General features: G+C 70.7%; 18 protein-coding genes, 2 pseudogenes and 1 riboswitch. Of the genes and pseudogenes, 6 read left to right on the top strand and 14 right to left on the bottom strand.

All coding sequences use genetic code 11. The features are described 5' to 3' along the window. Positions 1–358 precede the first annotated feature (358 nt). Complete coding sequence (locus GA0115254_RS07730; protein ID WP_176740015.1) at positions 359–2,266, top strand: AAA family ATPase; 1,908 nt, start codon at positions 359–361, stop codon at positions 2,264–2,266. An 83-nt stretch (positions 2,267–2,349) separates the two neighbouring features. On the opposite strand, the gene GA0115254_RS07725 is transcribed toward GA0115254_RS07730, so the two are convergent. The 10 genes from GA0115254_RS07725 to ribD form a co-directional block, all read right to left on the bottom strand. After that, on the bottom strand, positions 2,350–3,450 hold the full coding sequence (locus GA0115254_RS07725) for a hemolysin family protein (RefSeq protein ID WP_093894543.1): 1,101 nt from the start codon (positions 3,448–3,450) through the stop codon (positions 2,350–2,352). Next, a complete protein-coding gene (locus tag GA0115254_RS07720; protein ID WP_093894542.1) occupies positions 3,447–4,817 on the bottom strand; it encodes a hemolysin family protein in 1,371 nt (456 codons plus the stop codon). Before GA0115254_RS07720 ends, GA0115254_RS07725 begins: the two co-directional genes overlap by 4 nt. A 185-nt stretch (positions 4,818–5,002) precedes the next feature. Then, a complete protein-coding gene (locus tag GA0115254_RS07715) occupies positions 5,003–5,467 on the bottom strand; it encodes a PH domain-containing protein (RefSeq protein ID WP_093894541.1) in 465 nt (154 codons plus the stop codon). 35 nt (positions 5,468–5,502) lie between these two features. Next, positions 5,503–6,351 carry an ATP phosphoribosyltransferase gene (gene hisG / locus GA0115254_RS07710; protein ID WP_093894540.1) on the bottom strand — a complete coding sequence of 283 codons (849 nt, stop codon included), beginning with the start codon at positions 6,349–6,351 and terminating at the stop codon, positions 5,503–5,505. Positions 6,352–6,432: 81 nt separating this feature from the next. After that, positions 6,433–6,705: a phosphoribosyl-ATP diphosphatase gene (locus tag GA0115254_RS07705; protein ID WP_018524273.1), complete on the bottom strand. Its 273-nt coding sequence runs from the start codon at positions 6,703–6,705 to the stop codon at positions 6,433–6,435. 35 nt (positions 6,706–6,740) lie between these two features. Further along, the gene (ribH, locus tag GA0115254_RS07700; RefSeq protein ID WP_093894539.1) at positions 6,741–7,226 is read right to left on the bottom strand and encodes a 6,7-dimethyl-8-ribityllumazine synthase; all 486 of its coding nucleotides are present in this window, start codon (positions 7,224–7,226) and stop codon (positions 6,741–6,743) included. Positions 7,227–7,255: 29 nt separating this feature from the next. After that, a complete protein-coding gene (locus GA0115254_RS07695) occupies positions 7,256–8,551 on the bottom strand; it encodes a bifunctional 3,4-dihydroxy-2-butanone-4-phosphate synthase/GTP cyclohydrolase II (protein ID WP_093894538.1) in 1,296 nt (431 codons plus the stop codon). After that, on the bottom strand, positions 8,548–9,192 hold the full coding sequence (locus tag GA0115254_RS07690) for a nicotinamide mononucleotide transporter family protein (protein ID WP_093894537.1): 645 nt from the start codon (positions 9,190–9,192) through the stop codon (positions 8,548–8,550). The genes GA0115254_RS07695 and GA0115254_RS07690 overlap by 4 nt, the downstream gene beginning before the upstream one ends. After that, entirely contained in the window at positions 9,189–9,806 is a 618-nt protein-coding gene (locus GA0115254_RS07685) for a riboflavin synthase (protein ID WP_093894536.1), read from the bottom strand. The genes GA0115254_RS07690 and GA0115254_RS07685 overlap by 4 nt, the downstream gene beginning before the upstream one ends. Next, entirely contained in the window at positions 9,807–10,907 is a 1,101-nt protein-coding gene (gene ribD / locus GA0115254_RS07680; protein WP_093894535.1) for a bifunctional diaminohydroxyphosphoribosylaminopyrimidine deaminase/5-amino-6-(5-phosphoribosylamino)uracil reductase RibD, read from the bottom strand. It abuts the gene before it with no gap. Positions 10,908–11,063: 156 nt separating this feature from the next. Further along, positions 11,064–11,194, bottom strand: a riboswitch (FMN riboswitch). 337 nt (positions 11,195–11,531) lie between these two features. Between ribD and GA0115254_RS07675 the strand changes: the two are divergent. Then, positions 11,532–11,804: pseudogene (locus tag GA0115254_RS07675) on the top strand (chitinase); the annotation flags it as partial. A gap of 205 nt (positions 11,805–12,009) precedes the next feature. After that, the gene (locus tag GA0115254_RS45705; RefSeq protein WP_256102438.1) at positions 12,010–12,138 is read left to right on the top strand and encodes a hypothetical protein; all 129 of its coding nucleotides are present in this window, start codon (positions 12,010–12,012) and stop codon (positions 12,136–12,138) included. On the opposite strand, the gene GA0115254_RS07665 is transcribed toward GA0115254_RS45705, so the two are convergent. Continuing rightward, complete coding sequence (locus GA0115254_RS07665; RefSeq protein WP_093894533.1) at positions 12,122–13,312, bottom strand: ROK family transcriptional regulator; 1,191 nt, start codon at positions 13,310–13,312, stop codon at positions 12,122–12,124. The two genes, GA0115254_RS45705 and GA0115254_RS07665, sit on opposite strands and share 17 nt — an antisense overlap. A 146-nt stretch (positions 13,313–13,458) precedes the next feature. Here GA0115254_RS07665 and GA0115254_RS07660 point away from each other — a divergent pair, with 146 nt between their 5' ends. Next, positions 13,459–14,691, top strand: a complete 1,233-nt coding sequence (locus tag GA0115254_RS07660) for an MFS transporter (protein WP_093894532.1) — start codon at positions 13,459–13,461, stop codon at positions 14,689–14,691. 31 nt (positions 14,692–14,722) lie between these two features. Here GA0115254_RS07660 and GA0115254_RS07655 read toward each other — a convergent pair whose 3' ends face one another. Then, on the bottom strand, positions 14,723–16,018 hold the full coding sequence (locus tag GA0115254_RS07655; protein WP_093894531.1) for an alginate lyase family protein: 1,296 nt from the start codon (positions 16,016–16,018) through the stop codon (positions 14,723–14,725). Between the two features lie 248 nt (positions 16,019–16,266). Between GA0115254_RS07655 and GA0115254_RS07650 the strand changes: the two genes are divergently transcribed. Next, positions 16,267–17,658: a uracil-xanthine permease family protein gene (locus GA0115254_RS07650; protein ID WP_093894530.1), complete on the top strand. Its 1,392-nt coding sequence runs from the start codon at positions 16,267–16,269 to the stop codon at positions 17,656–17,658. Positions 17,659–17,767: 109 nt separating this feature from the next. Continuing rightward, positions 17,768–17,995: pseudogene (locus tag GA0115254_RS07645) on the top strand (DUF5995 family protein); the annotation flags it as partial. 37 nt (positions 17,996–18,032) lie between these two features. Here GA0115254_RS07645 and GA0115254_RS43745 read toward each other — a convergent pair. Together GA0115254_RS43745 and GA0115254_RS07635 are read right to left on the bottom strand one after the other, a co-directional pair. Further along, a complete protein-coding gene (locus GA0115254_RS43745; RefSeq protein WP_176740014.1) occupies positions 18,033–18,965 on the bottom strand; it encodes a GNAT family N-acetyltransferase in 933 nt (310 codons plus the stop codon). Continuing rightward, the coding region (locus GA0115254_RS07635; RefSeq protein ID WP_107451306.1) for a peptidase C14 at positions 18,962–20,485 on the bottom strand (1,524 nt) is incomplete at its 5' end. The genes GA0115254_RS43745 and GA0115254_RS07635, both read right to left, overlap by 4 nt.

The following is a 20,485-nucleotide window of genomic DNA, read 5'->3' as shown; positions in this document are numbered from 1 at the left end:
GGTGAGAAATCGGCCTGGAAGTACCTCAACTCTGCTTGACCCGAGGGCGGTAAAGGTCTTACGTTCTCAATGTGCGGCTTTTCGGAGCCCTCACAGACACGAAGCCCCCGGTTGTTCCCCCGTGATCGGGGGCTTCGTTCTGTCCTCGCACCCTCTTTCCCACGCCGGTTCGACGGATTCCGCTCACCCTCGGTCACGGTCTCCCTTCCGCCTGCGGCGCTCTTAGTCGCACACTCCCTGCGCAGGTACGATGCCTCTCGGTGCGGTCAATTCCCGTCCGTGGCACAGTGATTCAGCGCGCCTCGGCGGGCAGGTCGTGCGGCGGGACATCCTGGGGGCACGGTTTGTGGGGGACCAGATGGACATCGGCACGCAGGGCGCACAGGCCCCGGCCGACCTCGCCTGGCTGCGCGGCGTGGACGCCTACACCATGGGCGCCTACCCGCAGGCCGAAGAGGAGTTCAGGGCTGCGGTACGGATCGATCCCGGTATGGCGGACGGCTGGCTCGGCCTCCATGCGCTGCGGGCCGACACCACGACGGCGCTGCTGCGCATGTACCGACACCGTGAACGCTTCGGCGAACAGCGCACCCGCCATCGGCGCACGCTCAACTCCTGGTACTGGCTGGGCTGGTGGGTTCAGCCGGTGCTGGAGAGCCCGCGCGATCTGCTCCTCGCGCACGCCTCGCACTGGCTGGACGGGCGCCATGTCCCCGAGCTGGACCGTGCGCTGGCCGGCCTGCCGCCGGTGGACGCGGACCCGCAGGTGCGCTTTTTGCACGCCTGCCGCTCCTATCTGGTCAAGGACTGGGAGCAGCTCGTACGCAACACCGAGCAGCTGATCGACGATCCGATGCTCGGTATCGAGGCGGGGCTGTTCGGCGGGATGGCGCGCGTGCGGCTGGAGATGTACGGGCAGGCCGAGCCGCTGCTCTCCGCCGCGCTGATGCGCTGCCGCAGCGAACAGCCGCAGCGCAAGGAACTGCGCTACTGGCTGGCCCGCGCGCACGAGGGCACCGGCCGCAGCGCGGCCGCCCTGCCGCTCTACCGGGCGGTGCACCGGATCGACCCGGCGTTCATGGACACCTCGGCGCGGCTCGCCGCGATCGCGGACTACGACGGCCTCGAAGGCACTGATGAGGCCGCCGGTCTCACCGCCGTGTCGCTGGCCGGGTTCGGCACGGACGCCGTGGCGGAGGCACAGTCGGACGGGGATTCGCCACTCGGTACCGATCTGGTGGACGGCCGGGAGCTGCGGCCGGGGGGCGAGACCCCGGGGCTCGTGGGTATCGGGGTGCCGCCGCCCGACGGGGCACGGCGGAAGACCGCGGTCCCCGGCCAGCCGACGGCCCCCTTCCCGGCCGGTCCCAGCGATCCTGTGCTGCTTGCCGAGGCGCTGGCGGAGCTGGAGCGGATGGTCGGCCTGGAGCCCGTCAAACGCCAGGTCAAGGCGTTGTCCGCGCAGCTGAACATGGCCCGGCTGCGGGCCGGCCAGGGGCTTCCCGTGCAGCCACCGAAACGCCATTTCGTCTTCTCGGGCCCCTCCGGCACCGGCAAGACCACGGTGGCCCGCATCCTCGGCCGGGTCTTCTACGCTCTCGGTCTGCTCGGCGGTGACCATCTCGTCGAGGCCCAGCGGGCGGATCTGGTGGGCGAGTTCCTCGGCCAGACCGCGGTCAAGGCCAATGAGCTGATCGACTCGGCACTCGGCGGGGTGCTCTTCGTCGACGAGGCGTACAGCCTCTCCAACACCGGCTACAGCAAGGGTGACGCATACGGCGACGAGGCCCTCCAGGTCCTCCTCAAGCGCGCGGAGGACAACCGGGACCATCTCGTCGTCATCCTCGCGGGCTATCCGGAAGGCATGGACCGGCTGCTGGCCACCAATCCGGGGCTCTCCTCACGCTTCACCACCCGGGTGGACTTCCCGAGCTACCGGCCGCTGGAACTCACCTCCATCGGTGAGGTGCTGGCCGCGGAGAACGGCGATGCGTGGGACGAGGAGTCCCTGGAGGAGCTGCGCTCCATCAACGGCCATGTCGTCGACCAGGGCTGGATCGACGAGCTGGGCAACGGGCGGTTCCTTCGCACCCTGTACGAGAAGAGCTGCGCCTACCGCGATCTGCGGCTCTCCGGCTATACGGCTGTGCCGAGTCGGGACGATCTGGCCACCCTGCGGCTGCCGGATCTGATGCAGGCATACGGCGAGGTGCTGTCCGGCCGGGGGCCGGTGGGCCGGGGGCAGCAGGAGCCGCCGCCGTTCTGAGGGCGGGCTGCCTCGGTCGCCCGGTGGCCGTTGTCCTCGATCGCCGGACGGGATGAGAATCAGCCCGTCCGGCGATCGAGACCCTAAGGGACCGACGCGGTGAGTTCGCCGGTGCCGGCGGCTGTCGTGTCCGTCGTCCGGCGCGGCAACGCGACCCGGTGGGCCGGGTCGCGTACCTCGCCGACCAGCATCTCCAGGACGTCCTCCATGGCGACCAGGCCCAGGACCCGGCCCGATGCGTCGGCGACCTGCGCCAGATGCGTCGCCGCGCGGCGCATCACGGTCAGGGCGTCGTCCAGGGGCAGCTCGGCCCTCACGGTCGCCATCGGGCGCCACACGTGCTGCGGGACGGCCCGCTCGCCGTCCTCCAGGTCCAGGACATCCTTGACGTGCAGATAGCCCATGAACGGGCCGCCGCCCTCCGCGCACACGGGAAAGCGCGAGTAGCCGGTCCGTACGGTCAGCTCCTCGATCCGGTGCGGGGTGACGGAGGGGTCCACCGTCACCAGGGAGGCCCGGCTGAGCAGCACATCGGTGACGGGCCTGCTGCCCAGCTCCAGTGCGTCCTCCAGCCGCTCCTGCGCCTCCGGCTCCAGCAGTCCGGCCTGGCCGGAGTCCTCGACGAGCCGGTTGAGCTGTTCGCTGGTGAAGACGGCCTCCACCTCGTCCTTCGGCTCGACGCCGAAGAGCCGGAGCACCAGCCGGGCGCATGCGCCCAGTGCGGAGGTGACCGGACGGCACACGCGGGCGAAGCCGACGAGGCCGGGGCTGAGCCAGAGCGCGGTCTTCTCCGGCGCCGCCATCGCGAGGTTCTTCGGGACCATTTCGCCGATGACGAGATGGAGGAAGACCACGAAGACGAGCGCCAGCACATAGCCGAGCGGATGGATCAGGCCCTCGGGCAGGTGGACCGCCTGGAAGACCGGCTCCAGCAGATGGGCGACGGTCGGTTCGGCGACGGCGCCGAGGGTCAGCGAGCAGACGGTGATGCCGAACTGGGCGGCAGCCATCATCTGCGGCAGGTTCTCCAGGCCGTACAGCACCTGGCGGGCCCGGCCCGACCCTGCCGCCGCCAGAGGTTCGACCTGGCTGCGCCGTACGGAGACGAGGGCGAACTCGGCCCCCACGAAGAAGCCGTTCGCCAGCACGAGGAGCGCCGCGAACAGCAGCTGGACGAGGCTCATCGCACGGCCTCCAGGACGCCGTGGGCCAGCGGTGTCTCGGTGACGGGGTCGGTCACCTCGGCCGTGCGTACGAAGCGGACCTTCTCGGCGCGGTAGTGGTCGACCTGGCGGACGGAGATCCGCCAGCCGGGCAGTTCGGCCCGGTCGCCGGGGGCAGGGATGCGGCCCAGCAGATCGGCAACGAGTCCGGCCACGGTCTCGTACGGTCCGTCGGGGACGTCGAGCCCTATCCGGCGCAGGGTCAGGACCCGGCAGCTGCCTTCGGCATCCCAGGCCGGGCGGCCGTCCTCGGGAGCGGCGGGGGCCAGTTCGGGCCGGTCGGCGCCTTCGGCGTCGTGCTCGTCCCTGACCTCGCCGACGAGTTCTTCGATGATGTCCTCGAGGGTGACGACCCCGGCGGTGCCGCCGTACTCGTCGACGACCACGGCGATCGGCTGTTCGTTGCGCAGCCGCTGGAGCAGCTGTTCGACGGGCAGTGTCTCCGGCACCAGCAGCGGCGGTACGGCGATCCGGCCCGCGGGCGTGCGCAGCCGGTCCTGGGCGGGCACGGCGAGCGCGTCCTTGAGGTGGATCATGCCAACGACCTCGTCGATGCGCTCCCGGTAGACGGGGAAGCGGGAGAGGCCGGTGGCGCGGGTGAGGTTGAGGACATCCTCCGCGGTCGCCGAGGACTGCAGGGCGCTGACCTTCACCCGTGGGGTCATGACGTGCTGTGCGGTGAGTCCGGCGAGCGACAGGGTCCGTACGAAGAGATCCGCGGTGTCCTGTTCGAGGGTGCCGGCCTCGGCCGAGTGCCGGGCCAGGGAAACCAGTTCCCCGGGGGTACGGGCGGAGGCCAGCTCATCGGTGGGTTCGACACCCAGCAGTCGTACCAGCCGGTTGGCGACGGTGTTCAGCAGGCTGATCACCGGCCGGAGCGCGGCGGAGAAACGGTGCTGGGGGCCGGCGACGAACCGGGCGACCTGGAGCGGCCGGGAGACCGCCCAGTTCTTGGGCACGAGTTCGCCGATCACCATCTGGACGGCGGAGGCCACCATCATCCCGATCACCACGCTGATGCCGGGTACGGCGCCGTCGGGCAGACCGGTCGCGGTGAGGGGGCCGTCGAGCAGCTGGGCGAGTGCCGGTTCGGCGAGCATGCCGACGACCAGCGAGGTGATGGTGATGCCGAGCTGGGTGCCGGAGAGCTGGAAGGAGAGTTCACGCAGGGCTTCGACGACGGTGCGGGCCCGCCGGTCGCCCTCGGCGGCGGCGCGCTCGGCGTCCGGCCGCTCCACCGTGACCAGCCCGAACTCGGCTGCCACGAAGAATCCGTTGGCGAGGATGAGAAGGAATGCTGCGCTCAGAAGCAGCAGGGGGGTGGTCATGCCGCCGCCTCCTGGGAAGGGGCGGCGCAGGTACTACCGGACGATCCGTCCATTGCTGGAAGGAGTCACTCCTTGGGTCGCAGGAAAGCCCCGCAGGCCTCATGGACCCTCTGGTGCGGGGCGGGGCGCACGGGGCGCCGCCGTCCTCCAGAGTAAACAAGAAGAGGCCGTACGGGGCAGGGGGCTCAGCCGTTGTCCGTACCGGTGCCGTGGTTCTCGGCGAGGGCGCGGAGCGCACGGGCATCGCGGATGGCTTGCTGCTTGGCGATTCCCGGCTGGATACCGAGGGCCGGCATGCTGGTCCCGTCGCTCAGGTCGAGAAAGACCCAGGGGTCGCCGACGCGCAGGTTGACACGGAGAATCTCCGCCCAGGACAGTCGGCGCGTTCGGGTGAGATTGACCACCGTCACGCCGTCCTCGTTCGCGACGATCTTCGGGCGGCTGAGCAGCGCGAGTACGCCGAAGAACAGCAACGCGGTGAAGATGAAGCTGGAGCGCTCCCCCGCGCTCAGCTGCTCCAGGGTCAGGGCGATGACGGTGATGACGACGAACATCGCCGCCCCCACGGTCAGCAGGACCACCCGGGTTCGGGTCGGCCGGAACGTGACCGGGAGCGTGGGGAGTTCGGGCCGGGGCGCGGGGGCGGACATCGTGTTCTTCTGTCTTCCGGGTGGTCGCCCGGCCGTCAGAGGCGGCAGGCGTGGATGGCGGTGGTGAGGATGGCGCGGGCGCCGAGGTCGTACAGATCGTCCATGATCCGCTGGGCCTCCCGGGCGGCGACCATGGAACGGACGGCGACCCAGCCCTCGTGGTGCAGCGGGGAGATGGTCGGCGACTCCAGGCCCGGGGTGAGGGCCACCGCGCGCTCCAGGTGCTCGACGCGGCAGTCGTAGTCCATCATCACGTAGCTGCGGGCGACCAGGACGCCCTGGAGGCGGCGGAGGAACTGCTGCACCTTGGGGTCGTCGTCCGGTGCGCCGGTGCGGCGGATGACGACGGCCTCCGACTTCATGATCGGCTCGCCGATGACTTCGAGTCCGGCGTTGCGCAGGCTGGTGCCGGTCTCCACGACATCGGCGATGACCTGGGCGACACCGAGTTCGATGGCGGTCTCGACCGCGCCGTCGAGGTGGACGACGGAGGCGTTGACGCCGACATCGGCGAGGTGCTTGGCGACGATGCCCTCGTAGGAGGTGGCGATCGTCTTGCCGTCGAAGTCCTGCGGGCCCTGGGCCGTGCCCGGCTTGGTGGCGTAGCGGAAGGTGGAACGGGCGAAGCCGAGCTGGAGGATCTCCTCGGAGTCGGCGCCGGAGTCCAGCAGCAGGTCGCGGCCGGTGATGCCGATGTCGAGGCGGCCGGAGCTGACGTAGATCGCGATGTCGCGCGGCCGCAGGTAGAAGAACTCGACCTCGTTCTCGGGGTCGACGAGGACGAGCTCCTTGGACTCCTTGCGCTGCTGGTAGCCGGCCTCATGGAGCATCGCCATCGCAGGCCCGGAGAGTGAACCCTTGTTGGGGACGGCGATGCGCAGCATGAGGCCAGGTTTCCTTTGCGAGGAGGGAGTCTTGTACGGGTGTGTGGATGTACGGAGTGCTACGTGGTGCTCAGGTCGTGCTCAGAGGTGAGCGTAGACGTCGTCGAGGGAGATCCCGCGGGCGACCATCATCACCTGGACGTGGTACAGCAGCTGGGAGATCTCCTCGGCGGCGGCGTCCTTGCTCTCGTGCTCGGCGGCCATCCAGACCTCGGCGGCCTCCTCGACGACCTTCTTGCCGATGGCATGGACACCCTTGTCCACCAGCTCGGCGGTACGGGAGGTGGAGGGGTCGCCGTTGGCGGCCTTGAGCTGCAGCTCGGCGAAGAGCTCTTCGAAGGTTTTGTTCGCCATGATGGTCCTTAGACTACGGGGTCCGGGCCCCGCACTCAGCGCCAGGGCTCGCTGACCGTGCGCAGCGTGGCGGCGGTGGCGACGGCCGCGGTGACCGCTTCGTGCCCCTTGTCCTCGTTGGAGCCTTCCAGTCCGGCCCGGTCGAGCGCCTGCTCCTCGGTGTCGCAGGTGAGTACGCCGAAGCCGACCGGGACCCCGGTGTCGACGGCGACCTGGGTCAGGCCGTTGGTGACGCCGTGGGACACGTACTCGAAGTGCGGCGTGCCACCGCGGATGATCACGCCGAGGGCGACGACGGCGTCGTAACCGCGACCGGCGAGGACCTTGGCGACCACCGGGAGCTCGAAGCTGCCGGGCACCCGGAGCAGGGTCGGCTCGTCGATGCCCAGCTCGTGCAGGGCGCGCAGCGCGCCGTCGACGAGTCCGTCCATGACCTTCTCGTGCCACTGGGCGGCGACGACCGCCACACGCAGGTCACCGCAGTTGCGTACGGACAGTTCGGGTGCACCCTTGCCGCTCATGTCTCTCCTACCGCTCGTTTCCGTGATCGTTACTGGTTGCCGCAGGTCGACGCCGTGGCGTCGAGCCAGGGCAGGTCGTGCCCCATACGGTCGCGCTTGGTGCGCAGGTAGCGCAGATTGTGTTCGCCGGCCTGGACGGGCATCGGCTCGCGGCCGGTGACGGCCAGACCGTGCCGCAGGACCGCGGCCGTCTTGTCGGGGTTGTTGGTCATCAGCCTGAGGCTGTGGACGCCGAGGTCCTTGAGGATCTGGGCACCGGCCGCGTAGTCCCGGGCGTCGGCGGGCAGGCCGAGCTCGAGGTTGGCGTCGAGGGTGTCGATGCCGCGCTCCTGGAGTTCGTAGGCGCGCAGCTTGGACAGCAGGCCGATGCCCCGGCCCTCGTGGCCGCGCAGATAGATGACGACGCCTCGGCCCTCCTCGGTGATCCGGCGCATGGAGGCGTGCAGCTGGGGCCCGCAGTCGCAGCGCTGCGACTGGAAGATGTCGCCGGTCAGGCACTCGGAGTGGATCCGTGTCAGGACGTCGTCGCCGTCCCCGATGTCGCCGTGGACGAGCGCGACGTGCTCGACACCGTCGGCCGTGGAGCGGTAGCCGTACGCGGTGAACGCGCCGAAGCTCGTCGGCAGCCGTACCTCGGCCTCGCGGCGGACGGTCGGCTCCGAGGTGCGGCGGTAGGCGATCAGGTCCTCGATGGAGATGATCGTGAGGCCGTGCTTGCGGGCGAACGGGACCAGCTGGGGCAGCCGCAGCATCACGCCGTCCTCGCCGGCGATCTCGACGATCGCTCCGGCGGGCCGCAGTCCGGCGAGCCGGGCGAGGTCGACCGCGGCCTCGGTGTGGCCGTTGCGGACCAGCACCCCGCCGGAGCGGGCGCGGAGCGGGAAGATGTGGCCGGGCCGTACGAAGTCGCCGGGGCCGGCCTCGCCGCCCGCCAGCATCCGGAGCGTGGTGGCCCGGTCCGCGGCGGAGATGCCGGTGGTGACGCCGTGCGCCGCTGATGCGTCGACGGAGACGGTGAAGGCCGTGCGCATCGACTCGGTGTTGTGGCCGACCATCTGCGGCAGTTCGAGCCGTTCCAGCTCGTCGTTCTCCATGGGCGCGCAGATCAGGCCGCGGCACTCGCTCATCATGAACGCGACGATCTCGGGGGTGGCCATCTCGGCCGCGATGACGAGGTCGCCCTCGTTCTCCCGGTCCTCGTCGTCGACGACCACGACGGGCCGTCCGGCGGCGATGTCGCGGATCGCCTGCTCGACGGGGTCGAGGCTCAGGTCCTCGACGGCGCTTTCGTGTTCCCGGTGCAACCAGGTGGGCTGGGCAGTCATGCCGTGGCTCCTTCCAGAGCGGGTGTCCGCGAACGCAGCCACCAGTCGCGCATGCCCCACAGCACAAGGGCGCCGTACACGACGTAGATGAGACCGGAGAAGGCGAGACCGCTGTGGAAGTTCAGCGGTACCCCGACCAGGTCGACGAGGAGCCAGGCGAACCAGAACTCGACCATGCCGCGGGCCTGGGCGAACATCGCGACGAGCGTGCCGGCGAATATGTACGCGTCCGCCCACGGGCTCCAGGAGAGTGAGGGGAACGCGGTGAACAGGCCGCCGACCGCGAGGGTGCCGAGTGCGGCGCCGCCCAGCAGGTAGCCGCGCTCGCGCCAGGTGGCGAACCGTACGGCGAGGGAGCCGTCCTGGGCCTGCCGCTTGCCCCGGGTCCACTGCTGCCAGCCCCAGACGGCCACGGCGATGACCACGAGCTGCTTGCCGACGCTGCCCGCCTGGTGCACAGAGACATTGGCGGCGACCAGGACCACGCCGGACAGGAGCTGGGCGGGCCAGGTCCAGATCGAGCGGAGCCAGCCCAGGGCCAGCGCGATCAGACCGACCGTGTTACCGATCATGTCGGACCAGATGATGTGCTGTCCGAAGGCGGTGAACGCCTGCGAGTTCAGCCAGTTCAGCGCGGTCACTTCGCCGGCTCCTCGGGTTCCTGCGCGGTGTTGCCGAGCAGCCGCTCGACGTACTTCGCGATGACGTCCACCTCGAGGTTGACCGGGTCGCCGGGCTCCTTGATGCCGAGCGTGGTCAGGGCGAGGGTGGTGGGGATGAGGCTGATGGTGAAGTAGTCGGGTCCGGCGTCGACGACGGTCAGGCTGACGCCGTCGACGGTGATCGACCCCTTCTCCACCACGTAGCGGGTCAGGTCCGCGGGGAGGGAGATCTTCACGATCTCCCAGTTCTCGGAGATCTCGCGCTCGACGATGCGGCCGGTGCCGTCGACATGGCCCTGGACGATGTGGCCGCCGAGCCTGCCGCCGACCGCCATGGGGCGCTCCAGGTTGACCCGGGAGCCGGTCTCCAGGGCGCCGAGGCTGGACCGGTTCAGGGTCTCGGCCATCACATCGGCGGTGAACTCGCCGTCGCCGAGGTCGACGACGGTGAGGCAGACGCCGTTGACGGCGATGGAGTCGCCGTGCTTGGCGCCTTCGGTGACGACGGGACCGCGCAGGCGGAAGCGGGAGGCGTCGCCGAGCTTCTCGACAGCGGTGACTTCACCCAGTTCTTCGACAATTCCGGTGAACACTCAGTTTCCCTTCCGGGCAGGGCCGGGGACGGCGGTGATGCGCAGATCGGGGCCGATACGGACGGTCTCGGTCACATCGAGGCGCAACGCATCGGTGATGGTGGAGATTCCGGCGTCGGCGAGGGCCGCAGGGCCGGCGCCGAGGAGCACGGGGGCGAGATAACCGACGACCTTGTCGACCGTTCCCGCCGCGACGAAGGCCCCGGCCAGGGTCGGGCCGCCTTCGAGGAGTACGGAGCGGATGCCTCGCCCGTGCAGGGCGGCGAGCAGGGCGGGGACGTCCAGGCCGGGGCCGGTGGCGGCGCGCGGCAGCCGCAGGACGGCCCCTTCGGGGAGATGGCGGGCGTCGGCGTCGTCGGCGACGGCGATCAGGGTGGGCGCGGTGTCGTCGAGGACGCGGGCGCCGGGGCGTACGGCGCCGGCACCGGTGTCGACCACCACCCTCAGGGGCTGTACGGCGCCTTCGATGCCCCGTACGCCGAGCTGCGGGTCGTCGGCACGGGCGGTGCCGGAGCCGACCACGACGGCGTCGGCCTCGGCGCGCAGCCGGTGGACGTCGGCGCGGGACTCGGGCGAGGTGATCCAGCGGCTGGTGGCGTCGGCGGCCGCGATCCGGCCGTCGAGGGTCGCCGCGTACTTCCACAGGACGTACGGGCGGCCCAGGCGCACCGAGGTCAGCCAGGCCGCGTTGCCCGTCTCGGCCTCGTCCGCGAGGAGCCCCTGCTCGGCTTTGACCCCGGCCGCACGCAGGGTGTCCGCACCGCCGGTGGCCTGCGGATTCGGGTCGCCGACGGCGTAGACGACGCGGGCGACACCGGCCTCGATGAGCGCCTGGGCGCAGGGACCGGTGCGGCCGGTGTGATTACAGGGTTCGAGAGTGACGTAGGCGGTGCCGCCCCGGGCCCTGTCGCCTGCGGCGCGCAGGGCGTGGATCTCGGCGTGCGGCCCACCGGCGCGCTGGTGGAATCCTTCGCCGGCCGGCCTGCCTGCGGCGTCGAGGATGACACAGCCGACGACCGGGTTGGGGCTGGTGGAGCCGAGACCGCGCGCTGCGAGCGTGATCGCTCGGCGCATGGCGGTGATGTCGGCTGCGGTGTCCACCGGGTCCTCCTGCCTCTTAGGGCACGGACTCCGGGGCCTGTCGATGACGACAGATGAAGCGGGAACGCGACAAGGGGACGCCGAATGCCGAATACACGGATGGATCGGTTGCCCGAAGACCATCCGCCGACGGCGGCGTACCCGTGAAACGGCCCGCCGCGCACTGCCTCCCATCCGGACTTTAACCGTCGGTCCAGGAATTTCACCTGGTCAACCGGCCGCTGGATGCGGACGGGTCGCGGACTATAACCGCCGGTTCGGAATTGCACCGACCCCGGAGTGCGCTGCTGCTGGTACACGATCAGTGTGCCACGCCTGCTCATGGGCCATACGAGTGAGCACCTGTGGAGTGGCTCACAAAGACCCCCGAACGGGGCCTGCCACAACGGGACCACCGAGCCTTGAAGATCCAGGCCGATTGATGCAATGGTCCAGTCCTCTCAATCTCTGCGTCACCTCCGAGGGGCGATCCCCCGGTGTGCGCACGCCGCGGGACATCAACACAACCCACCGCCTTGTCAGTTGCGTTCCGCCGAACGTCCCCGGGAGGAACCGAACGTACTGTCCCCCACCCGTGCGAGAGCCACCCTGCTCGCAGCCTGCGCAGCCGTCGCCGGACTGCTCATGGGCTCGCTCGCCGCCGCCCCGTCGGCCGCCGCCGACCAGGAGTCCTGTCGGCCCGACGGGCTCTACGGAACCCGTGGTGCCGCCGCCCCCTGCTGATCCGTCTACGACACCGAGGGGCGCGAGGAGATGGGCGCCGACCATCCGCGGCGGATCGTCGGACACTTCACCGACTGGCGGACCGGGAAGGACGGCAAGCCCGCCTGTCTCGCCTCCGACATCCCCCGGGACAAAGTCACCCAATTGAATTACGCGTTCGCCCACGTCGACGGCGGTACGGGCTGCCTCGACACCGATGCCGCCGCCGGCCGGGGTACGGATGCAGCCGGTCGACTCCGGTGAAGTCGCGGACCGACCGGCCGAATCGGCCGCCTCGGGACCGGCGCGCCGGGTGCCCTATATGGGCGGACCCGGGATCGGACCACTCACCGAACCGGCCCGCGCATCTCTCCGGGCGACCGGACGGAAGCGGCCCCCGATGCCCGCACGGCCGACGGGCAAGGCGTACGCCGGATACCGGCGCGAAGACCATCTGAGCCCCGAACCGACCGTGGAAATCGCGACGTTCGAGGAATTTCTCGCCGAGCGGTTCAGCCGGCCGGGGTGAACAGCTCGTCCTGAGCCGCCTCACGGGCGGCGAGCAGTGCGCCGCGGAGCACCGCGGCACCGCCGAGCCGGCCGGCCCTGACCTCGGTGCGAAGCGGGGACATCATGGCCAGCCGCTCCTCGACCCGTGCCGCCAGCGCGTCGCCGCCCGCGTGGCCGACCTCGCCCGCGAGCAGCACACAGCCCGGGTCGAGAACGGAGGCGATGGCGGCGGCGCCGAGCGCGAGACGTTCGGCGAGGGCGCCCAGGAAGGCCTCGCTCTCCCCCTCCCCCGCCAGCGCGGCCCGTACGACAAATGCGGCGCCCGGCTCCTTGTCCCCCTCGGTCGCGCCCGGGGGCACGTATATGCCGTGGGCGGCGGCCAGTTCGCACACCGCGGCGGAGCCCACCAGCGAGTGGAACCCGCCGTCGCAGTTGACGGCCGACGGGGTGCCGATCGTGCCGGGCACCGGCAGGAAGCCGATCTCGCCCGCGCCTCCCGAGGCGCCGCGGCGGAGCTTCCCGTCCAGCATGACGGCGGCGCCGACGCCATGGCCGAGCCAGAAGAGTACGAAGGTGTCACGGTCGCGGGCCGCGCCGATGCGCTGCTCGGCGACGGCGGCGAGATTGGTCTCGTTCTCGACCAGCACGGTGGCGGGCAGCCTCTGCTGCAGCACCCGCACCAGTCGTCGGTGCCAGGCGGGCAGCCCGGTGGTGTCGCGCAGTTCGCCGGTGACCGGGTCGATCAGACCGGGCGCGCCGATGCCGACGCTGTGCAGCGGGGCGGCGCCCGCCTCCCCCGCGGTGCGTTCCAGCAGCGCTGCGGCCTGTTCGGCGGCGGCCTCGGTATCGGTGTCGCTGCCGATGGGCAGGGTCGCCTCGGCGAGCGTGGCGCCGAGGAGATCGGCGACGACCACGGCGACGCTGCCGGTGCGTACGTCGAGCGCGGCGAGGTGGGCGCGGTCGGCGGCGATCCCGTACAGCCGGGCGTTGGGGCCGCGGCGCTCGGAGCCGGCCTCACCGACCACCCGGACCAGACCGGCCCCCTGCAGCCGTTCGACGAGGTCGGCGACGGTCGGGCGGGAGAGACCGGTCAGCGTCTTCAACTGCGTGGCCGTCAGCGGGCCGTCCTGCTGAAGCAGTCGCAGGGCGAGCCGGTCGTTGATGGCCCGGGCGGTGCTCGGTGATGCGGGCATGCCGGGATCCTTCCAGATCACTCCCGCACGGGACGAGAGGATGGACTATTTATCAGGCAGGGTTCCTGATAGTTTACGGCCCGCACCGTGGAGACGCGCGCCGGGGGCGCCGGTGACAGAGGATTCCCAAGGGAGGGCACGGCGGTATGACGACGGATTCCACAGAGACGGTCTTCGGCATGGAGCAGGTGAGGCGGGCCAGGTTCGCCGTCGCCGCGGTCTTCGCCGTACACGGCGCGGTGACCGGCAGCTTCGCCACCCGGGTGCCCTGGATCCAGGACCACGCGGGGGTCAGCGCCGGGCAGCTCGGCCTCGCCCTGGCCTTCCCGGCGATCGGCGCCTCCCTCGCCATGCCGCTGGCCGGTGCGATCAGTCATCGCTTCGGCGCCAGGACCGCGCTGCGCGGACTGCTCGCCCTGTGGACACTGGCGCTGATCCTGCCCGCGCTGGCACCCAACCTGCTGACGCTGTGCGCCGCGCTCTTCGTGTACGGGGCATCGGCCGGCATGTCGGATGTGGCGATGAACGCCCTCGGTGTCGAGGTGGAGAACCGCCTCGACAAGTCGATCATGTCCGGGCTGCACGGAATGTGGAGCGTGGGCGCCCTGGTCGGTTCGGCTGCGGGCACGGTGGCCGCGCATCTGGGCTCCGACGGCCGGCTGCACCACACGATCGCCGCTCTGGTGCTCACGGCACTCGGGCTGATCGCCTGTCAGGGCGTACTGGATCTGCGCAGCGAGCCGGACGAGGAGCCGCCGCCGCGCTTCACACTGCCGCCGAAGTCGGCGCTGGTCATCGGCGCGGTGGGCTTCTGCGCGGTATTCGCGGAGGGCGCCAGTCTGGACTGGTCGGCGGTCTACCTCCGGGACATCATGGACACCTCCGCCGGGCTCGCCGCGGCGTCCACGACGGCGTTCGCGCTGACGATGGCGGTTGCCCGGATCGCCGGTGACAAGGTCGTCGACCGCTTCGGGGCGGTCCGGACCGTACGGGTCGGCGGCGTCCTCGCGTCGGCCGGCGGGCTGCTCGTGGTCGCGTCGCCGAACGCGGTACTGGCGATGTGCGGTTTCGGGCTCCTCGGCCTCGGTATCGCCGTGGTCGTCCCGCTCGCCTTCGCGGCGGCCGGACGCAGTGGCCCGAACCCGAGCCGGGCGATCGCGGGCGTCGCCACCATCACGTACACCTCCGGGCTCATCGCCCCGTCCGCGATCGGCTCGCTGGCCGAGGCGACCTCGCTGGTCGTGTCGTTCGGCCTGGTGACGGTGCTGGCGTTCGGCCTGGTGCTGGGGGCCGGGGTGCTGCGGGCGGGCGACCGCAGGGCCGTGTCGTCCTCGCAGGCCGCCGCTCCGAGCGCGGCGGCGGCCGAGCCGCGCCCCTGAGCCGGCGGCTGCGCGGAGCGCGGCGGACGGTTCAGCCGGCGATCGAGTCGAGCTGCTCCGCGGCGGGCCGCAGCGCCCACAGGTCACCGCCGGGCGGAGTCTCCAGCTGCCCGACGGCCACCTCGGCCTTCGCGTCACCGGCGGCGGCGGCCGCGTGCACGATGTCACTGGCCGCGTACCGGTGGAACTCCAGCTCCGGGTAGGGCCAGGGAGCGGCCCCGGTCGCGGCGGGCAGCAGATAGTCGACCGCCTTGAACAGGCTCTGTCCCTGCGGCCCTTCGTATGCCCAGAGGTCCACGCCGACCTGCCTGCCGATGGCAGCGAGCCGGGTGTAGGCAACCAGGTCGAAGGTCGAGTAGTGCCAGCTGCGGGTGCGTGCCAGCTCCTGCGGCTGGGTGCCGTCGCCCGCGATCTGCCGGTCGATCCGCAGCGCACGGGAGTCCAGGACGACCTTGCGGGCGAGGGCCTTGTCGCCGGTGGCGAGGGCGAGGCCGGCGATCTGCATGTCCTGGAAGGTGCCGTGGTTGTTCTGAGCTGCTGATTCCTGCTTGCCGAAGTCCGAGTTCACCAGCCAGTCGAGGAACGAGGTGTTCCAGGCCCGCATGGCGGTCCGGTCACCCTTCGACCAGCCGGGTGCCCCGGTTTCGAGCAGCGCGACGGCGTCCAGAACGGACGTGTACTGCTGGGAGAAGTCGATGATGCCGATCGCCCGGCCGTCGTACTTGCAGGGGATGAACTGTCCGTGGTTCAGGTTGGGGTTCATCCGCGTCGCGGGATCCAGGAACCAGGTGCGCAGGATGTCGGAGGCGTGCTCGGCGTACTGCTTCCGGCCCGTGTAGTACCAGGCGAGGCTGAGGGTGGTGACGGAGTTGAAGACCTTGCCGATGTCGGGACGGTCGGTGCCGGTGTCGACCTCGGGGTTGCGTACGCCGTCACGCTGCACGTACGGGCAGCCCCAGGGGTTCTCCGTGGTCTTCGGCTGGGAGGGCCACCAGTACGGCGCCTGGCTCAGGTAGTCGTGCGGGTCTCCGCTCGGCGCGGGCTTCGGCTTGTCGACGACCGTCCAGGGGCCCTGGCCGAGCCAGCCGTCCGCCTCGGCGGTCAGCGCCCGGACGGCGGTGCGCAGGACCGGGTCGCCGTGGTCGAGCCGGAGCTTCGCCTGCTGGATGCGGTGGCCGTCGACGACCACGGCCCTCGGCACGCGATGTGGCGGACGGTGGCCGTGCGCGGTGGCGGCAGCCGAGGAAGCGGCCGGGACGAGCACCGCAGTCCGGGCGACGGCGGCGGTGAGGAGGGCGCCCAGACGCCGACGTGGTCTTCCACTCATCGAAACACTCCCATCAATCATGTACGTGAATCGTGTTCATGACCAAGGCCGTGCGAGCGTAGGGCTGGCTGTTCGGAGTGACAATGCTTCGCGCACGATTCATGCATGGGATCCGTGGTGGAGTGCTTGCGCCCATGCCCGGCCGCGAGCGCGGCGCGATCCGGCATTACCATGACGCTGATCATTTCTGCGGTTTGCGCCATGCCGGGCGAGGCACTGGACTCCGCACCTACACACAGGGAGCGACCATGGGCCTCGGCGTGCGCTGGACCTTGCACGGCGACGGGAAGACCCCCGCGCCGGGGGCCGTGGTCCGGCCGGACGAACGGCTCTCCTGGCCCCGTACGTTCGGACTCGGCGCCCAGCACGTGGTCGCGATGTTCGGCGCGTCGTTCGTCGCCCCGGTGCTCATGGGCCTGGACCCGAACCTGGCGATCATGATGTCGGGGGTCGCGACGGCCATCTTCCTGCTGGCCACGCGCGGCCAGGTGCCCAGCTACCTCGGCTGTTCGCTCTCCTTCGTCGGGGTCGCCGCGACGATCCGGGCGAGCGGCGGCAGCAGCGCTGTGGTCACCGGTGCGGTCTTCGTCGTCGGTGTGGTGCTCTTCCTCGCCGGTCTCGCGGTGCAGCGGTTCGGCGCGCGGATCATCCATGCCGCGATGCCGCCGGTGGTCACCGGCGCCGTCGTCATGCTGATCGGGTTCAACCTGGCTCCGGTGACCGCGTCGACGTACTGGCCGCAGGACCAGTGGACGGCACTGCTGGTCATGCTGTTCACCGGACTGGCCGTAGTGTGCCTGCGCGGATTCTTCTCGCGTATCGCGATCTTCCTGGGTCTGGTCTTCGGGTACGCGCTGTCCTGGGCCCTCGACCGGATCTTCGGCAAGATCCACTCCCCGGTGGGCGGCGCCGAGGCCGTCGACCACTGGCGGCTCGATCTGTCGGGCGTCGGCAAGGCCGACTGGATCGGTCTCCCGTCCTTCCACGCGCCGAGCTTCGAGTGGTCGGCGATCCTGGTCGCCCTGCCGGTGGTCATCGCGCTGATCGCCGAGAACGCCGGCCATGTGAAGGCCGTCGGCGAGATGACCGGCGCCTCGCTGGACGACAAGCTGGGCACCGCGATCGCCGCCGACGGTGCCGCGTCGATGCTGTCGACCGCGGTGGGCGGACCGCCGAACACCACGTACTCGGAGAACATCGGCGTCATGGCCGCGACCCGGGTCTACTCCACCGCCGCGTACTGGGCCGCCGCCTGCTTCGCTCTGCTCTTCGGCCTCTGCCCCAAGTTCGGTGCGGTCGTCGCCGCCATCCCCGGCGGTGTGCTCGGCGGCATCACCGTCATCCTGTACGGCATGATCGGCCTTCTCGGTGCCCAGATCTGGCTGCACGGCAAGGTCGATCTGCGCAATCCGCTGAACCTGGTCCCGGCCGCCGCGGGCATCATCATCGGCGTCGGCGGGGTCAGCCTGAAGATCACCGACAACTTCGAGCTGAGCGGCATCGCCCTGGGCACGATCGTGGTGATCACCGGCTACCACGTACTCCGTGCCTTCGCCCCGGCGCACCTCAAGACCCAGGAGCCCCTGCTGGACTCCGGGACTTCGGCGTACGACGAACCGGCACCGACGGACAAGGCGTAGCACCGAAGCAAGGGCTTCCGGCTGCGCGCACGCCAGGCGCGGTGCGGTGCCCGTCGCAGCCGTCCCCTCGTTCCGATGAACCCTCGGCAGGTCTGGGCCATGGCGCACTCGGATCCGCGAGGATCTGATGCCCGGCCCCGATCTGCTGGAACTCGCGGACCCGATCAACCATCCGCTCGGCTCGTGGAGTCCGGAACCGGCCCGTGAGGCGGCCTGGTCCGCGGCCCTGGTGCTGTGGCGATTGCGTGATGTCCCTTTGCTCGCCGAAGAGTTCAGAAAGCCGAGGGACGCGGGGGCGGGGCCGGCAGGGCGCTGCCTGCTCACTCCCTGTCGCTGACAGCGCCCCGGCCTCGCAGAAGCAGCCGCCGTACCGGTCAGAAGCAGTCGCCGTACCAATGGACCGCGCCGGGCGCCGTGACCGTGGCCCGGACCGAGTCGGCGGTGGCGTGCAGCGGGCGCGCCATGCCCACGTGTTCGTCCACCGGCCGGGGGTCCGCCAGCAGGGCCGGCAGTGCTGCCCGGACCCCGGGGCCGTCGGGAATCCGGACCCGGGCCCGGCTCAGCCCCGCGGCCCGGCCACGTTCACCGACGGCGGCGAACAGTTCGCCCAGGCAGTCGGGTGCGCCGGCGAATTCGCGTACCTCCACACGCTCCCCCTCGTGCTGGGCCACCATCCAGCCCACGACCGCCCCCGACCCGGGGTCCTCCGCCACGAGCGACCGCTCGACCGGGCCGTACCAGGCGGGCACGCGCACCGCCCAGTCCTCCGGAGCCCGCAACGAGCTGAGCGGTCTGTTCGCGTTGTACGCATGGTGCAGGGCGGCCACCTCCACGGCGTCCTCCGCGGTGGCCTCGCGGACCCGGAACGCCCCGAGGGCAACCGGGGGCGCGAGCGTCCCCTCGGTGTACGCGCTGCCGAATTCCTGCCATCCCGAGCCCCGGTAGACCCCGGGTGTTCCGGTGAACAGCAGTGACCAGGCGCACTGTTCGGCCATCATGGTGCGCTCCGCCTCCACCAGCAGCCGCCGCACCAGCCCCTGGCCCCGTGCCTCGGGACGGGTGGCGACGCTGCCGATGCCGCCGACCCGTTGCGGGGTGCCGTGCGCGTCGCGGATCAGCCTCGGTACGTAGACGACGACCGCGTCGATCCCGCCCCCCGGACCGTTCTGCGCGACGAACGTATGGCGGTGGCGGTCCGGGTCGAGGGCATGGAGAGCGACGATCTGTGGGGCGTCGAAGCACCGCTGCCACAGGGCGGCCAGGGCCGGGTCATCGGCCGCCGTCGCGGTCCTGATGACGGCGGTCACAGCGTCAGGTTCCCGTCCGTGCGCACCGAGTCGCTGTTCGCGGGCATCGCGCTGCGCTTCGTACCGTCCTCCACGCACGCGGTGTGCAGGGCCGAATCGAGTGCGTCCGGGGCGAGGTGGAGCGTGCCGCCGGTGAAGCGGCTGCCGGTCGCCGCGTAGTGGTTCGTGCCGTCGGCGATGCGTACATGGGCGGTGTCCGGTCCCGAGGCGGCGCTGCTGAGCGCGTTGATGTCCCAGGTCACCTTCCCGGGACCGGCTGCGCGGCCGAGAAATACCTTGGCCTTGTTGCTGCCGGTGAGGCGGGTGCCGCCGGTGATGGTGATCCGCTGGTCGCGGACGGCGCTGAGTTCGATGCCGGTGTTGTCGTAACTACCGCCGTCCATCCGCAGATCCGCCGATCCGACCGAGAGCGGGGCCGCGTTCTCGGCGCCGGTGACGGTGCAGTCGGTGAAGTGGACGGGCCCCGCACCGCGCAGGATCGCGCCGTCGACGCCCTTGAAGGTGCAGCGTACGAAGTGGACGGGGGCGGTGACCGGAGTCTGGACGAGGACGGCGCCCGCAGGCGGCTCGAAGGAGCAGTCGCTGATGGTGGTCGGCCGGGTGGAGCGGGCGGAGCGCTGGGCGACGGCGAAGGTCTTGGCGGTGCAGCCGCGCACCTGGGCTCCGTCGGCGTTGACGGTGAGGGTGCCGGCCTGGTCGAAGGTGGGGCGCGCGATCACCGTGATGTCCTCGAGGGTCAGATCGGTGATCTTGGTGTTGGCGGTGAACCAGGAGCAGACATGTCTGCGTACGGTGATCCGCTTCGCGGAGATTCCCCACTGCGCACCGGAGTTGGCTATGTCCATCAGTCCGGAGTTGCCGTCGAAGAGGAGATCGTGCTCGTACTGCCCATGTGTCGTGAAGGGGTTGCCGCCCGCGTCGTCGCCGTCGCCGTGGCAGTTCACGACGGTGCAATAGGCGGAGGCGGTCAGGTCGTTGAGATGACGGACGTTGCTGGTCGTGCAGTCCGCGACCCGTCCGTACAGACAGTAGATCTGCTGCGTGAGATAGCCCGCGCCGCCGTACTCGACGGTGGGCGGGTTCTTCAGGGAGCACTCCTCGGTACGGAACCGGGTGCACCAGCGGCGCATGATGACCGGCCAGAAGGAGCCGGTGGCGTGGATCCCGGAGACGTCGCAGCCGACGGCGTACTCGAAGCTGACGGGGTGGGAGCCGGTGTACTCGTCGGGGCCGGCGCCCTCGAAGACCAGATTGCGGATGTGGGTGTTGTGGACCGGCTCGATGCGGGTCCAGGTGAGGGTGCGGCCCGCGGCGAGTTCCCAGCCGTTGAGGTAGCCGATCCGGATGTGGTCCGCGTCGATGATCTCGGTGATCTCGACCAGCTTCTGCAGCTCGCGTTCGTCACGGCCGCCGCCCGCGACCGGATCGACCTGCACGGCCCACCACTGGCCGACCTCGAACGCCTTGGCGTCGGGGACCGGGAAGGTGTCCGTGAGCTCGATGACCTTGCCGGAGAGCGC

This window comes from Streptomyces sp. Ncost-T10-10d (assembly GCF_900091955.1).
GTDB lineage: Bacteria > Actinomycetota > Actinomycetes > Streptomycetales > Streptomycetaceae > Streptomyces.
This window is presented reverse-complemented; position numbering and strand designations above follow the sequence as displayed.

What these genes read in the sequence shown, in the direction of transcription:
- GA0115254_RS07655 (WP_093894531.1), bottom strand. Translation starts at nt 16,018, where the DNA reads ATGAGTGGAAGACCACGTCGGCGTCTGGGCGCCCTCCTCACCGCCGCC.
- GA0115254_RS07665 (WP_093894533.1), bottom strand. Translation starts at nt 13,312, where the DNA reads ATGCCCGCATCACCGAGCACCGCCCGGGCCATCAACGACCGGCTCGCC.
- hisG (WP_093894540.1), bottom strand. Translation starts at nt 6,351, where the DNA reads ATGCTGCGCATCGCCGTCCCCAACAAGGGTTCACTCTCCGGGCCTGCG.
- GA0115254_RS07695 (WP_093894538.1), bottom strand. Translation starts at nt 8,551, where the DNA reads ATGACTGCCCAGCCCACCTGGTTGCACCGGGAACACGAAAGCGCCGTC.
- ribH (WP_093894539.1), bottom strand. Translation starts at nt 7,226, where the DNA reads ATGAGCGGCAAGGGTGCACCCGAACTGTCCGTACGCAACTGCGGTGAC.
- GA0115254_RS07660 (WP_093894532.1), top strand. Translation starts at nt 13,459, where the DNA reads ATGACGACGGATTCCACAGAGACGGTCTTCGGCATGGAGCAGGTGAGG.
- GA0115254_RS07705 (WP_018524273.1), bottom strand. Translation starts at nt 6,705, where the DNA reads ATGGCGAACAAAACCTTCGAAGAGCTCTTCGCCGAGCTGCAGCTCAAG.
- GA0115254_RS07715 (WP_093894541.1), bottom strand. Translation starts at nt 5,467, where the DNA reads ATGTCCGCCCCCGCGCCCCGGCCCGAACTCCCCACGCTCCCGGTCACG.
- GA0115254_RS07730 (WP_176740015.1), top strand. Translation starts at nt 359, where the DNA reads ATGGACATCGGCACGCAGGGCGCACAGGCCCCGGCCGACCTCGCCTGG.
- GA0115254_RS07650 (WP_093894530.1), top strand. Translation starts at nt 16,267, where the DNA reads ATGGGCCTCGGCGTGCGCTGGACCTTGCACGGCGACGGGAAGACCCCC.
- GA0115254_RS45705 (WP_256102438.1), top strand. Translation starts at nt 12,010, where the DNA reads ATGCCCGCACGGCCGACGGGCAAGGCGTACGCCGGATACCGGCGCGAA.
- GA0115254_RS07725 (WP_093894543.1), bottom strand. Translation starts at nt 3,450, where the DNA reads ATGAGCCTCGTCCAGCTGCTGTTCGCGGCGCTCCTCGTGCTGGCGAAC.
- GA0115254_RS07720 (WP_093894542.1), bottom strand. Translation starts at nt 4,817, where the DNA reads ATGACCACCCCCCTGCTGCTTCTGAGCGCAGCATTCCTTCTCATCCTC.